At 67.4% G+C, this 13,455-nt stretch carries 10 protein-coding genes; 6 read left to right on the top strand and 4 right to left on the bottom strand.

Annotation, left to right across the window (positions count from 1 at the left end; all coding sequences use genetic code 11):
• Position 1: 1 nt before the first annotated feature.
• Complete coding sequence (locus tag BUA54_RS15375; RefSeq protein WP_072858148.1) at positions 2-1,039, bottom strand: rod shape-determining protein; 1,038 nt, start codon at positions 1,037-1,039, stop codon at positions 2-4.
• A gap of 214 nt (positions 1,040-1,253) precedes the next feature.
• A complete protein-coding gene (locus BUA54_RS15370; RefSeq protein ID WP_072858147.1) occupies positions 1,254-2,813 on the bottom strand; it encodes a 2-isopropylmalate synthase in 1,560 nt (519 codons plus the stop codon).
• Positions 2,814-3,093: 280 nt separating this feature from the next.
• Between BUA54_RS15370 and BUA54_RS15365 the strand changes: the two genes are divergently transcribed.
• Genes BUA54_RS15365 through BUA54_RS15355 form a run of 3 tightly spaced genes read left to right on the top strand, consistent with a single transcriptional unit; the run spans position 3,094 to position 5,943 of the window.
• Positions 3,094-3,783 (top strand): SDR family NAD(P)-dependent oxidoreductase, encoded by a 690-nt coding sequence (locus BUA54_RS15365; RefSeq protein ID WP_143155450.1) that lies wholly within the window; start codon positions 3,094-3,096, stop codon positions 3,781-3,783.
• Positions 3,773-4,429 carry an SDR family NAD(P)-dependent oxidoreductase gene (locus BUA54_RS15360; RefSeq protein ID WP_072858146.1) on the top strand — a complete coding sequence of 219 codons (657 nt, stop codon included), beginning with the start codon at positions 3,773-3,775 and terminating at the stop codon, positions 4,427-4,429. Before BUA54_RS15365 ends, BUA54_RS15360 begins: the two co-directional genes overlap by 11 nt.
• Positions 4,423-5,943 (top strand): cryptochrome/photolyase family protein, encoded by a 1,521-nt coding sequence (locus BUA54_RS15355; RefSeq protein WP_072858145.1) that lies wholly within the window; start codon positions 4,423-4,425, stop codon positions 5,941-5,943. Before BUA54_RS15360 ends, BUA54_RS15355 begins: the two co-directional genes overlap by 7 nt.
• 60 nt (positions 5,944-6,003) lie before the next feature.
• On the opposite strand, the gene BUA54_RS15350 is transcribed toward BUA54_RS15355, so the two are convergent.
• The gene (locus BUA54_RS15350; protein WP_072858144.1) at positions 6,004-6,993 is read right to left on the bottom strand and encodes an LLM class flavin-dependent oxidoreductase; all 990 of its coding nucleotides are present in this window, start codon (positions 6,991-6,993) and stop codon (positions 6,004-6,006) included.
• A 136-nt stretch (positions 6,994-7,129) separates the two neighbouring features.
• Between BUA54_RS15350 and moaB the strand changes: the two genes are divergently transcribed.
• From moaB to BUA54_RS15335, 3 genes are all read left to right on the top strand, one after another.
• Positions 7,130-7,672 (top strand): molybdenum cofactor biosynthesis protein B, encoded by a 543-nt coding sequence (gene moaB, locus BUA54_RS15345; RefSeq protein ID WP_072858143.1) that lies wholly within the window; start codon positions 7,130-7,132, stop codon positions 7,670-7,672.
• An 82-nt stretch (positions 7,673-7,754) separates the two neighbouring features.
• Complete coding sequence (locus tag BUA54_RS15340) at positions 7,755-9,218, top strand: efflux RND transporter periplasmic adaptor subunit (protein ID WP_072858142.1); 1,464 nt, start codon at positions 7,755-7,757, stop codon at positions 9,216-9,218.
• Entirely contained in the window at positions 9,218-12,628 is a 3,411-nt protein-coding gene (locus BUA54_RS15335; RefSeq protein ID WP_072858141.1) for an efflux RND transporter permease subunit, read from the top strand. Before BUA54_RS15340 ends, BUA54_RS15335 begins: the two co-directional genes overlap by 1 nt.
• On the opposite strand, the gene BUA54_RS15330 is transcribed toward BUA54_RS15335, so the two are convergent.
• The gene (locus BUA54_RS15330; RefSeq protein WP_072858140.1) at positions 12,625-13,398 is read right to left on the bottom strand and encodes a protein-disulfide reductase DsbD domain-containing protein; all 774 of its coding nucleotides are present in this window, start codon (positions 13,396-13,398) and stop codon (positions 12,625-12,627) included. The two genes, BUA54_RS15335 and BUA54_RS15330, sit on opposite strands and share 4 nt — an antisense overlap.
• Between the last annotated feature and the right edge of the window lie 57 nt (positions 13,399-13,455).

The raw sequence follows: 13,455 nt of genomic DNA, 5'->3' as shown, positions 1-13,455 counted from the left end.
CTCAGCTGTCGTAGTCGATCACGTGCCGCAACTGCTTTTCGTATTCCAGCGCCTTGCCGGTGCCAAGCGCCACGCAGTTCAGCGATTCGTCCGCGACGGAGATGGCAAGACCCGTCTGTTCGCGTAGCGCCAAATCGAGCTGCCCCAGCAGCGCGCCACCACCGGTCAGCATGACGCCGCGGTCGACGATATCGGCGGCAAGGTCCGGCGGCGTCGCCTCCAGCGCGGTCATCACCGCCTCGCAGATCTGCTGGACCGGTTCGGCGAGGGCTTCGGCCACCTGAGCCTGCGAAATCTCGGTTTCCTTCGGGACGCCGTTCAGCAGATCGCGGCCGCGGATGTGCATGGACGCGCCGCGCCCGTCGTCGGGCATGCGGGCGGTGCCGATGCTGGTCTTGATGCGCTCGGCGGTGGATTCGCCGATCAGCAGGTTATGCTGGCGGCGCAGGTAGTTGATGATCGCCTCGTCCATGCGGTCGCCGCCCACCCGGACGGACCGGGCATAGACGATGTCGCCAAGGGACAGCACCGCGACCTCAGTCGTGCCGCCGCCGATGTCCACGACCATGTTGCCAGTCGGATCGGTGATCGGCATGCCGGCCCCGATGGCCGCCGCGATGGGTTCTGCGATCAGGCCCGCGCGACGGGCGCCGGCGGACAGGACCGACTGACGGATTGCACGCTTTTCAACCGGGGTGGCACCGTGCGGCACGCAGACGATGATCTTGGGCTTCGAGAAGGTGGAGCGTTTGGCGACCTTGCGGATGAAATACTTTATCATCTCCTCGGCCACGTCAAAGTCGGCGATCACGCCGTCGCGCATCGGGCGGATCGCCTCGATGCTGCCGGGCGTGCGGCCCAGCATCAGCTTGGCATCCTCGCCCACGGCCAGCACCTTCTTGACCCCGTCCTTGACGTGGTAGGCGACGACAGAGGGTTCGGACAAGACGATGCCACGCCCCTTGATGTAGATCAGCGTATTCGCTGTCCCGAGGTCAATCGCCATGTCCGATGAAAACAAGCTGTGCCAGATCGCCATATGATGGCCTTCCCCAAGTCGTCTGATGCAATGGATCCAAGGCGATTCCCCGCCGCCTGAACTGGTGCCTTATAGGGACAAGCCCCCTCGGAATGAAAGCCCCGTCTGCGGCGCCGGATGGCGCATTTCTGCCACTTGCACCTTTACGATGTCTGAGGGGCGGATACTGACGCATCCGCCCCTCAGACTTGTCAATTTGCGATATTTGCCACGCTCAGGCGCTGGCATCCTTGTAGTGGATTCCCTTGGTGTCGTGATCCGGCGCCGTCTTTTCGCGCCGTACGATCAGCCTGTTCAGGGCATTGATATAGGCCTTGGTCGAGGCGACGACCGTGTCCGTATCCGCCGACTGGCCAGTCGCGATACGGCCGTCCTCCTCCAGCCGGACGCTGACGGTGGCCTGCGCATCGGTGCCTTCGGTGACCGCGTGGACCTGATAGAGCTGCAACCGCGCCTTGTGGTCGAACAGCGCCTTGACCGCGTTGAAGGCGCTGTCGACGGGGCCGTCGCCGGTGGTGCTGGCGGACTGCTCCTTGCCGTCGATCTCCAGCACGATGTCGGCCGTCTGCGGCCCGTCGGTGCCGCAGACCACGCGCAGGGATTTCAGCCTGATCCGGTCCTCGACCGCATCGTTCTGGCGCATCAGCGCCACGAGGTCCTCCTCGAAGACCTCCTTCTTGCGGTCTGCCAGTTCCTTGAACCGCACGAAGACGTCCGACAACTGGTTGTCGGCCAACTCGTAGCCAAGCTCCGACAGCTTGGACCGCAGCGCGGCGCGGCCGGAATGCTTGCCCATGACGAGGCTGGTTTCCGTCAGGCCGACGTCGGTCGGGCGCATGATCTCGAAGGTCTCGGCGTTCTTCAGCATGCCGTCCTGATGGATGCCGGATTCGTGGGCGAAGGCGTTCTTGCCGACGATGGCCTTGTTGAACTGCACCGGAAAGCCCGACACGGTGGCGACCCGGCGCGAGATCGCCATGATCTTCTTCGTGTCGACCTGACTGTGGTAGGGCATGATGTCGGCGCGCACCTTCAGCGCCATCACGACCTCTTCGAGTGCCGTATTGCCCGCGCGTTCGCCCAGACCGTTGATCGTGCATTCGATCTGGCGCGCGCCGCCCTCGACGGCGGCGAGGCTGTTCGCCGTCGCCATGCCAAGGTCGTTGTGGCAGTGGGTGGCAAAGACCACCTCCGACGCGCCTTCGCATTCCGCGATCAGGCGGCGGATCAGGTCGGCGGATTCGACCGGGGCGGTATAGCCCACGGTGTCGGGAATGTTGATCGTCGTGGCGCCCGCCCTGATCGCGATCTCGACCGTGCGCTTCAGGAAGTCCCACTCGGTCCGGGTCGCGTCCATCGACGACCACTGCACGTCGTCGCAAAGGTTGCGGGCATGGGTCACGCAGTCGTGGATGCGTTCCGCCATCTGATCCATGGTCAGGTTGGGGATCGCCCGGTGCAGCGGCGAGGTGCCGATGAAGGTGTGGATGCGCGGCTTCCTGGCGTGCTTCACCGCCTCCCAGCAGCGGTCGATGTCCTTGAAGTTCGCGCGGGAAAGGCCGCAGATCACGCTGTTGCGCGCGGCCTTTGCGATGCCCGCCACGGCGGCGAAGTCACCTTCGGAGGCGATGGGAAACCCGGCCTCGATGATGTCGACGCCCATGTCGTCCAGCATTGCGGCGATTTCCAGCTTTTCCGCGTGGGTCATCGTGGCGCCGGGGGATTGTTCGCCATCGCGAAGGGTGGTGTCGAAAATGAGAACGCGGTCGGTCATGTCATGTGGTCCTGAACTGTCGTGTGGGAAATTTTCGGCGCTGGCCAGGGTCGAGCGGTCGCGCCGACAGGCACGCTCAGGCGTGGTTCAGGCGTAGGATACGCGGGCTGCTGCCCCGGATGGACCCGATCTGCGTCATGGGGGCGACTATAACGCGGGTTTCCGCGATGGAAAGAGCGTTTTTGAGGGCGCTGCCCTCGGCCGCGCAACTGCCTCACCCGGAGTTTATCCCGCCAGATGAAGGATGGACCGCGGGCCTTCGGGGTCTAGATCAGGCGACATGGAACAGAAGACGATTGTTGTGACGGGGGCCGCCTCGGGGATCGGGCGGGGGATCGCTGCGGATTATGCAGGCGCCGGCTGGCGCGTGTTCGGGCTGGACGTGGACGAGGTCAGCCTTGACGGCGTGACCGGCATCGTCTGCGACGTAGGGGACGAGGCGAGCGTGGCCGCTGCATGGCGCGGCATCGATGCCTGCGACCTGCTGGTGAACAACGCGGGGCTGGCGGACCCGCACCGGGGACCGGTAGAGGATCTGTCGCTGGCCGACTGGCGGCGCGTGACCGACAGCCACCTGACCGGCACTTTCCTCATGTGTCGCGCCGCCGTGCCGTTGCTGCGCAAGGCGAAGGGAGCCATCGTGAACATGGCCTCCACCCGTCACGCCATGTCGGAACCCCACAGCGAGGCCTATGCCGCCTCCAAGGGCGGGATCGTGGCGCTGACCCATGCGCTGGCCATCTCCCTCGGGCCGGAAGTGCGGGTGAACGCGATTGCGCCCGGCTGGATCGTGACGGACGGGTGGGACGACCTGCGGGACGTCGATCACGCCCAGCATCCGGTCGGCCGGGCGGGGCGGGTCGCCGATATCGTCGGGGCCTTGCGATACCTGGCGGATGCGGCGTTCGTGACGGGGCAGGTGCTGACCGTGGACGGCGGCATGACACGCAAGATGATTTATGCCGATTAGGGCGCTGGTGATCGGCGCCTCCGGCGGGATCGGGCGGGCGGTGGCAAAAGCCCTGCGGGACCGGGGTGACGCGGTGACGACGCTGTCGCGCAGCGCGGACGGGCTGGACGTCACGGATGCGGGATCGGTCGCGCGCGTGATGGACGCGGTCGAGGGGTCCTTCGACCTGATCTTCGTCGCTGTGGGCGTGCTGGGCACGCCAGAGAAGTCGCTGGACGCCATCGACGCGGGCGCGATGGGACAGGTCATGGCCGTCAACGCCATCGGGCCCGCGCTGATCCTGCGCCATGCCGCGCGCCTGCTGCCGCGCAGGGGGCGGTCGGTCTGTGCGGTCCTGTCGGCGCGGGTCGGGTCCATCGGCGACAACCGTATCGGCGGCTGGTACAGCTACCGGGCATCGAAGGCGGCGCTGAACCAGATCGTGCATGGTGCCGCTATCGAACTTGGGCGATCCCACAAGGACAGCATCGTCGTCGCCCTGCATCCCGGCACGGTCGAGACGCCCTTCACCGCCGATTACGCGGGGCACCACAAGACGGTAACGGCAGACGCGGCGGCGGCGAATTTGATCCGCGTGATGGAAGGTCTGTCGCGGGACGACACCGGCGGCTTCTTCGATTACGCGGCAGAGGCGATCCCGTGGTGAACCTGATCCTCGTGCTGGGCGACCAGCTGTCGGACAATCTCTCTGCCCTGCGTGCGGGCGACAGGGATAGCGACGTCGTCGTCATGGCAGAGGTTGCGGACGAGGCGTCCTACGTCAAGCATCACCCCAAGAAGATCGCTTTCCTGTTCGCGGCGATGCGAAAGTTTGCCGAACGGCTGAGTAACGATGGATGGACTGTGGACTACGCCCGGTTCGAGGAGGGCGAGACAAGCATCTGCGGCGCGCTGCTGGCCGCGGCAGAACGGCACGGCGCCGACCGCGTCATCGCGACGGAACCCGGCGAATGGCGTCTGATCGAGGCGCTGACCCATTGCCCGGTGCAGGTGGAGCAGCGCCCGGACGACCGGTTCATCGCGTCCCACAAGGATTTCGAAAGTTGGGCGAAGGGGCGCAAGGCGCTGCGGATGGAGTATTTCTATCGCGACATGCGCCGCAAGACCGGCCTGATGATGGAGGGCGAGGATCCCGCGGGCGGTCAGTGGAACTATGACCACGACAACCGCAAGCCGGCGCCGGGGACGGTGGATTACAGCGGTCCGATGCGGTTCACGCCCGATGACACGGTGCAGGAGGTGCTGGACCTCGTGCGCGAGCGGTTCGCGGACAACTTCGGCGATCTGGACGATTTCTGGTTCGCAACCGACCGGGGGCAGGCGCGGCAACATCTGGCCCATTGGGTCAAGAACGGCCTGCCGCAGTTCGGCGACTATCAGGATGCGATGCTGGACGACAATCGCTTCCTCTACCACGGGATCGTCGGACTTTACATCAACGCGGGCCTGCTGGACCCGATGGAAGTCTGTCAGGCGGTCGAGGCGGCATGGCAGGCCGGCGACGCGCCGATCAACGCGGCCGAAGGCTTCATCCGCCAGATCATCGGCTGGCGCGAATACGTGCGTGGCATCTATTTCGTCGAAGGACCGGACTACACGTCCCGCAACGGTCTGAAGCACACCCGCGACCTGCCCGCCGTCTATTGGGGCGGACCCACATTCATGCATTGCATGAAGCGCAGCGTGGAACAGACGCGGGAAGAGGCCTATGCCCACCATATCCAGCGGCTGATGGTGACCGGCAATTTCGCGCTGCTGGCGGGGGTCGATCCGGCGCAGGTCCACGAATGGTATCTGGCCGTCTACGCCGACGCCTACGAATGGGTCGAGGCGCCGAATGTCATCGGCATGAGCCAGTTCGCCGACGGCGGCATCATCGCCAGCAAGCCCTACGTCAGTTCAGGCAACTACATCCACAAGATGTCCGACTATTGCGGCGCCTGTTCCTACAGCGTCGGCAAGAAGACGGGAGAGGGGGCCTGTCCCTTCAACCTGCTTTACTGGCATTTCATGGACCGGCACCGGAAGATCTTCGAAGGCAATCCCCGGATCGGGCGCATCTACGCGAACTGGGACCGGATGGATGCGGACAAGCGCGCGACGATCATCGCCGAGGGCGATGACATTCTGGCGCGGCTGGACGCGGGCAAGCCGGTCTGACCGGCCATGCCCGCCCGCGGCCCACGGCGAGCGGTATGGCGGACGTGGGCCGTGTCCGCGTCAGGCGGCGAGAGCCTTGTCCTGCATGACCTCTGCCGCGATCTCGAAGCTGCGGATGCGGGCGTCGGGGTCGTGGATCTGGCCGGTCAGCATGACTTCGTCCGGCTGGTGCCGCGCGATCAGGTCGGCCATCTGGCGCCGCACCGTGGCGGGCCCGCCCGCGGCCGTGACCCGCAGGGCGTGGTCCACCGCCGTCCGCATGCCGGCGCCGATCAGGCTCTCGATGTCGTCCACGGGGGCTGGCAACTTGCCGGGCTTGCCGCTGCGCAGGTTGGCAAAGGCCTGCTGCACGGATGTGCGAAGGCGTGCGGCCTCGGCGTCCGTACCCGCTGCGATGACGTTCACCGCCAGCATGAAGTAGGGCTTGTCCAGCTGCGCCGAGGGGCGGAAGGTGCCGCGATAGGTGGCGATCGCATCTTCCAGCGCGTCGGGGGCGAAGTGGCTGGCAAAGGCGTAGGGCAAGCCCAGATAGGCCGCCAGCTGCGCGCCGAACAGGGACGAGCCCAGCATCCAGACCGGCACGTGGGTGCCGCGACCGGGATGCGCCTGAACGGGTCCGTCATCGTCGTCGCCAAGGTAGTTCATCAGCTCGACCACGTCCTGCGGGAAGGTATCGCCGCGCCGGTCGACACGCATCGCGCGCATCACGTGGCCATCGCCGCCGGGCGCGCGGCCAAGTCCAAGGTCGATCCGGTCGGGATAGAGCGTCGCCAGCGTGCCGAACTGTTCCGCGATCGCCAGCGGCGCATGGTTCGGCAGCATGATGCCGCCGGCGCCGACGCGCATCGTCTTCGTGGCACCCGCAACATGCCCGATCAGGACGGACGTCGCGGCAGAGGCGATGCCCGCCATGTTGTGATGCTCTGCCAGCCAGTAGCGGTGATAGCCAAGATCCTCTGCCCGCTGCGCCAGCCGGACGGTGTTCGCGATCGCCGCGCGGGTGGTGCTGCCTTCGGGCACGGGGGCCAGATCGAGGATGGAATACTGCATGACATCGGTCCGTCTGTATGGGGTGATCTTGAACCTAAGGTCGGGGCCGCCATCTGCAAGGGGGCAAGTCCCTTGCGATGCAGACGGCATCCTGCTCTGTCCGCCACGCATATCACCGCCAGAAAGGTCCCCCCGCATGAGCCGCATCGACGACACTCGCGACTTCATCCCCGTCCGCATCGCCGTGCTGACGGTCAGCGACACGCGGCAGGCAGATGACGACCGGTCCGGCGACACCCTCGTCGCGCGTCTGACCGACGCGGGGCATGCGCTGGCCGCCCGAAGCATCGTCCGCGACGACCGGGCGGCGATCGCGGAACAGCTGCGCGACTGGTGTGCCGATCCGGCCATCGACGTCGTGATCTCGACCGGGGGCACCGGGCTGACCGGGCGCGACGTGACGGTCGAGGCCCATCGCGACGTCTATGAAAAGGAGATCGAGGCCTTCGGCACCGTCTTCACCCACGTCAGCATGGCCAAGATCGGCACCAGTGCGGTGCAAAGCCGCGCCACGGGCGGCGTTGCGAACGGCACATATCTCTTTGCGCTGCCGGGCAGTCCGGGGGCCTGCAAGGATGCCTGGGACGAGATCCTCGTCAAGCAGCTGGATTACCGCCACCGCCCCTGCAACTTCGTCGAGATCATGCCGCGACTGGATGAACACCAGCGACGGAAATGACGCCCACGCCCGTTTGATGGGGGTAAGGTGGTGATCCGTCGGCGCGGACCTATCTTGCAGGTGTGGTTTTCGGGATGATCGAATGCGGTTCTTGCGACGGTCCCTCATCGGGCTTTTCCTGCTGGTGGTGACGCTGGCCCTCGGGCTGTGGGCGATAGAGACGGTGCGCGGCGCCGTCGTCGCGCGCATGAACGAGGAACCCCGCAGCTTTCCCCGGCGCGAACGCGTGTTCGCGGTCAACGTGACGACGGTCACGCCGGAAACCATCGCCCCCGAACTCGTCACCTACGGCGAAGTGCGCAGTGCCACGACGCTTGATCTGCGCGTGCCCGTGGGCGGCACCGTGCTCTGGACCGATCCCGCGCTGACCGAAGGGGGCACCGTCACCGCCGGTCAGCCGCTGCTGCGCCTCGACACCGCCACGGCGCAGGCCGCCCGCGACCGGATCGCCGCCGACGTGCAGGACGCCGAGGGCGAGGTGCGCGATGCCGAACGCGGTGTCGAGCTGTCGGCTGACGAACTGGCGCAGGCCGAGGGTCAGGTCGAACTGCGGCAGGGTGCGCTGACGCGTGCGACCGACCTTGCGGCGCGCGGTGTCGGCACCCAGTCGGTGGTGGAGGAGGCGCAGTTGGCGCTGTCGAATGCCCAGTCCGCCGTCCTGACCCGCCGTCAGGATCAGGCGCAGGCCAAAGCGAGGCTGGATCAGGCCCGCACGGCGCTGGCCCGGGTGCGGATCGATCTGGCAGAGGCCGACCGCACGCTGGCCGACACCACCGTCACCGCCGTGTTCGACGGCGTCCTGACGAACGTGCTGACGGCGCAGGGCGCGCGCCTGAACGCGAACGAGGCCATCGCCACCCTGATCGATCCGGCCCGGCTGGAGGTCGCCTTTCGCGTCTCGACGGCACAGTACGCCCGCCTGCTGCAAGGCGCGGCGGCCATCACGGGTCTGCCGGTCACCGTCAATATCGACGTCGAAGGTCTGGACCTGACCGCCCGAGGCCGCGTCACGCGGGTCGCGGGCGCCGTGGGCGAAGGGCAGACCGGACGGCAGCTTTTCGCGGCGCTGGACGACGCGCCCGGTCTGCGGCCCGGGGATTTCGTGACCGTGCGCGTGCAGGAATCGAGCCTTGACGATGTGGCGCGCCTGCCCGCCACCGCCGTGGCCGCCGACGATACGGTGCTGGTGGTGGCGACGGGCGACCGGCTGGAAAGCCGCCCCGTCACCGTCATGCGCCGGCAGGGGGACGACGTGTTGATCGCCGCCGCCGATCTGGCCGGGCAAAGCGTCGTCAGCGCCCGCACGCCCCTGCTGGGGGCGGGGATCGGTGTCAGGCCCATCGGGCCGCCGGATGCCACGTCGACGGACACCCCGGACACCGCCGAGAACGTCGCCTTGGACGATGCCCGCCGCGCACGGCTGAAGGCCTTCGTCACGGACAGCGGCATGCCGGACGACGCCAAGGCGCGGATCCTCGCGCAGCTCGACGCCGATCAGGTGCCGGCGGCGACCGTCGCCCGGATCGAATCGCGGATGGGCGGCTGATGGACCGGCAGCGGTCCACCGGCGGCGACGCCCTGAATGCCCGCGCGGGGGGTCTTCTGTCCTATTTCACGCGCCACCGCACGGTGGCGAACCTGCTGCTGCTGCTGATGCTGGGCGCGGGGCTGATGGCCTGGCCCAACATGCGGGCGCAGTATTTCCCGGACGTCATCATCGACGGCATCGACGTCTCCGTCCGCTGGGACGGGGCAGGGGCGGAATCCGTCGATGCGGGGATCGTGCAGGTCCTCGGCCCCGCGCTGCAGGCGGTCGAGGGCGTCACCGACACCGAGGCCCGCGCGACCGAGGGCAGCGCGCGCATCAGCCTCGAATTCGCGCCCGGCACCAACATGGACCGCGCGGCAGAGGACGTGCAGGCCGCCATCGACAGCGCCGGCAATCTGCCCGAGGACGCCGAGGACCCCGAGCTGCGCCGCGGCGGCTGGTCCGACCGGGTGACGGACGTGGTCATTACCGGCCCCGTCGGCGTCGACCAGCTGGGCCGCTTCGCGGACGAGATGGTCGTGCGTCTGTTTCAGAGCGGTGTCACGCAGGCCACGGTCAAGGGCATCGCGGCCCCGTCGACCATCGTCGAGGTGCCCTCGCTGTCCCTGATCCGCCACGACATCGGCCTGTCCGACATCGCCTCCCGCATCGCGGAGGAGGCGACGGGCAATGCCGTGGGGGACGTGGCCGGCACCGCCCGTGTCCGCACCGGTGCGTCCAACCGCAGCGCAGAGGCGATCGCCGCCATCGCCCTGCGGTCCAACCCGGACGGGTCCACCCTGACCATCGGCGACGTCGCCCGCGTCACCGTCGAAGGGGTGGACCGCAGCCGCGCCTATTTCGTCGGCGACAACCCTGCGGTGGAAATCAGCGTCGTCCGTTCCGCCAACGGCGATGCCATTGGCCTGCAGGACAGCGTCGAACGCGTCGCGGCGGAGTTGCAGGCGACCCTGCCGCCGGGTACCACCATCGACCTGATCAACGCCCGGGCGGAAGAGATCACGGGCCGCCTCGACCTGCTGTTCGAGAACGGTCTTCAGGGCCTCGCCCTCGTGGTGATCCTGCTGTTCCTGTTCCTGAATGCCCGCACGGCGCTTTGGGTCGCGATGGGGATTCCCGCCTCGATGCTGGCGGCGATCGCGCTGATGTATGCCTTCGGGATCACGATCAACATGATCTCTCTCTTCGCACTGATCCTGACGTTGGGGATCGTTGTGGACGACGCCATCGTCGTGGGTGAACACGCCGACTATCGCGCGCGGACCCTGCGCGAACCGCCCAAGGTCGCCGCCGAACGCGCCGCCATCAAGATGTTCAGCCCCGTATTCTCCGCCACGCTGACCACCGTCATCGCGTTCTTCGGCCTCGTCGCCGTCGGCGGGCGCTTCGGCAGCCTGATCGCGGACATTCCGTTCACCGTCATCGTGGTGCTGGCCGCGTCCCTTGTCGAATGCTTCCTGATCCTGCCCAACCATCTTAGCCATTCCATCGGTCCCAATGCCGGGCAGGCGTGGTACGACGCGCCGTCGCGCTGGGTGAACCGGGGCTTCGACGCCTTCAGCCTGCGCGTCTTCCGCCCCGTCATGGCGCTGGTGATCCGCGCCCGCTACCCGGTGCTGGCGGGCGTCATCCTGATCCTTGCCAGCCAGATCGCGATGTTCGTCCGCGGCGACGTGCGCTGGCAGTTCTTTTCCAGCCCCGAACAGGGAGAGGTCACGGGCAATTTCGCCATGCTCCCCGGCGCCACCCGCGCCGACACGATCGAGATGATGCACGAGATGCAGCGCGCGACCACGGCCCTTGCCGCCCGCTACGCGGATGAGACGGGCAGCAATCCCGTGACCTACGTCATTGCGGAAATCGGCGGCAACGCGGGCCGCGGCATCGCCGGTGCCGACCAGAAGGATCCCGACCAGTTGGGCGCGATCAGCATCAGCCTGACCGATGCCGACAGCCGCCCCTTCACCAGTTCCGACTTCGTCAGCGCCCTGCAGGAAGAGGTCGTGCAATCACCCATGGCAGAGATCGTCAGCTTTCGCAGCTACGGCTCCGGCCCCGGCGGCGACAGCCTCGACGTGCAGATGTCCGGCGCGGATGCCGTGACGCTGAAGGACGCCGCCGAGGCGCTGAAATCCGCCCTGACCCAGTTCCCGGAGGTCAGCGGGCTGGAGGACAGCCTTGCCTACGACAAGGAGGAACTGCTCCTGGAACTGACCCCGCAGGGCGCCGCGCTGGGCCTGAACATCGACGCGCTGGGCGGCATCCTGCGCAACCGCCTGACCGGGATCGAGGCGGCGACCTATCCCGACGGCATCCGGTCCGCCACGATCCGGGTGGAACTGCCAGAGGCGGAACAGACGGCGGATTTCCTGACCCGCACCCGGATAAGCACCGGCGACGGCACCTTCGTGCCGCTGGGCGACGTGGTCAGCGTGACCAGTCGCACGGGCTTCGGCACCGTACGACGCGAGAACGGCATCCCCCTGATCTCCGTGACCGGAGAGCTGTCCGACGACGACCCCGACCGTGCCGCGCAGATCCAAAAGATCATCGACGAGACGATCCTGCCTGACATCGCCGCGCGCTTCGGGGTCGAAACCAGCCTCGCCGGCCTGTCGGAACAGGAGGACGCCTTTCTGTCCGACGCCACCAATGCGCTGATCCTCGTGCTGGGCGGCATCTACCTCAGCCTCGCGTGGATATTCTCCAGCTGGACGCGGCCGCTGGTCGTCATGGCGATCATTCCCTTCGGCCTCGTCGGGGCCATCTATGGCCACCACGCCTGGGGCATCCCGATGAGCCTGTTCACCGTCGTCGGCCTGATCGGCATGGTCGGCATCATCATCAACGATTCCATCGTCCTGGTGACCACGATCGACGAATACGCCGCCGACCGTGGGCTGGTCCCTGCGATCATCGACGGCGTGGCGAACCGGCTGCGGCCGGTGTTGCTGACCACGCTGACGACGGTTCTGGGCCTTGCCCCGCTGCTTTATGAAGGCTCCACGCAGGCCGAGTTCCTGAAACCCACGGTCGTCACGCTGGTCTACGGCCTTGGTTTCGGCATGGTGCTGGTGCTGCTGGTGGTGCCGTCGCTGATGGCGATGCAGGCCGACGTGTCGCGCCAGATCCGCGCCGCGCAGCGTGCGGTGCGGTCGCGCCGTGCGGCGATGTGGGGACCGGTCGCGCTGGGCGGTCTGGCCGTCTTGACCCTGTTCGGCGCGCTCGTCGTGCCGGTGCTGCTGACGGGGGCCGCATGGCCCGCGGCGCAGGCGATGCTGCCGCTGCTAGCGGGCGGGGCAGGCGCCGCAATGGCGGTGTTCATTGCCGGTTTGGGGCTTGTCCTGCTGGCAATCTATATCGCGGCAGCGCTGGTCATGGCGGTCCGGCGCAGGCCACCGGCCTAGTCGGCGGTGCAGCCACGCACCTCGAGCGCGCGGTCCTGACCCAGCACGGTGAACCGCATGGTAGAGCGGTCGAGGGCAAAGGCATCTCCCGCCCCGCGCACCATCTGCGCCTGTGCGGTCAGCGTGTTCCCCTGCCGCCGGATCTGCGGTTCCGACACCCAGATCTGCGGATCGCCCGCCTCGATCACCACTGCCTCTGCCTCGCCGGTCGGGGGCAGGGACAGCGTGGCGTCCAGCAGCAGCCCTTGGGCGGTGGGCGTGACGCGGCAGGTCGCGCGACCCTCTGCCTGCGGCTGGTCCAGCAGCGCCCCGACGATGACCGGATCGCGGGGGCCGTCCGTCAGGGGCGCGTCGAAGGCCAGCTGCGCGGGCACGCAGATATCCTGACACACGCCGATATCCAGCGATCCCGTCAGGCGCAGCGACCCGTGGCCCGAAACCTCGACCGGCAACACCAGCGTGTCGTGGTAGCCGATCGAGCGCATCCCGTTCTGGTCAAAGACATGTGGCGTCGGCCAGTGGTATTGCACACGATCCACGCCGCCGCCCGTCACGGTGATCAGCGGCGGGATGCCCGCGTCGCCCGGGCTGCGCCAATAGGTCTTCCACCCCGGGGCAAGGTCGATCCGCAGGGCCGCCATATGCGTCCCCTGCGGCGTGACCCACCCGGGCAGCACGGTGACCTGGGCGACATCGTTGCCCTGCGCCGTGACAGGCGCGGCCGTAAGCGTCAGACCGAGGACGGCAATCAGGGACAGGGTGCGAGTCATGCGCCCTTCCTGCGCAAATCCGGCTGACATGAAAAGTCACGTTCGGGCGATGATCCC

Source organism: Loktanella atrilutea (assembly GCF_900128995.1).
GTDB classification, from domain to species: domain Bacteria; phylum Pseudomonadota; class Alphaproteobacteria; order Rhodobacterales; family Rhodobacteraceae; genus Loktanella; species Loktanella atrilutea.
This window is presented reverse-complemented; position numbering and strand designations above follow the sequence as displayed.

Bases quoted from the DNA above. Each gene is read 5' to 3' on its own strand.
- BUA54_RS15350 (WP_072858144.1), bottom strand. From the start codon at position 6,993: ATGCAGTATTCCATCCTCGATCTGGCCCCCGTGCCCGAAGGCAGCACC.
- moaB (WP_072858143.1), top strand. From the start codon at position 7,130: ATGAGCCGCATCGACGACACTCGCGACTTCATCCCCGTCCGCATCGCC.
- BUA54_RS15370 (WP_072858147.1), bottom strand. From the start codon at position 2,813: ATGACCGACCGCGTTCTCATTTTCGACACCACCCTTCGCGATGGCGAA.
- BUA54_RS15335 (WP_072858141.1), top strand. From the start codon at position 9,218: ATGGACCGGCAGCGGTCCACCGGCGGCGACGCCCTGAATGCCCGCGCG.
- BUA54_RS15365 (WP_143155450.1), top strand. From the start codon at position 3,094: ATGGAACAGAAGACGATTGTTGTGACGGGGGCCGCCTCGGGGATCGGG.
- BUA54_RS15330 (WP_072858140.1), bottom strand. From the start codon at position 13,398: ATGACTCGCACCCTGTCCCTGATTGCCGTCCTCGGTCTGACGCTTACG.
- BUA54_RS15375 (WP_072858148.1), bottom strand. From the start codon at position 1,039: ATGGCGATCTGGCACAGCTTGTTTTCATCGGACATGGCGATTGACCTC.
- BUA54_RS15340 (WP_072858142.1), top strand. From the start codon at position 7,755: ATGCGGTTCTTGCGACGGTCCCTCATCGGGCTTTTCCTGCTGGTGGTG.
- BUA54_RS15360 (WP_072858146.1), top strand. From the start codon at position 3,773: ATGCCGATTAGGGCGCTGGTGATCGGCGCCTCCGGCGGGATCGGGCGG.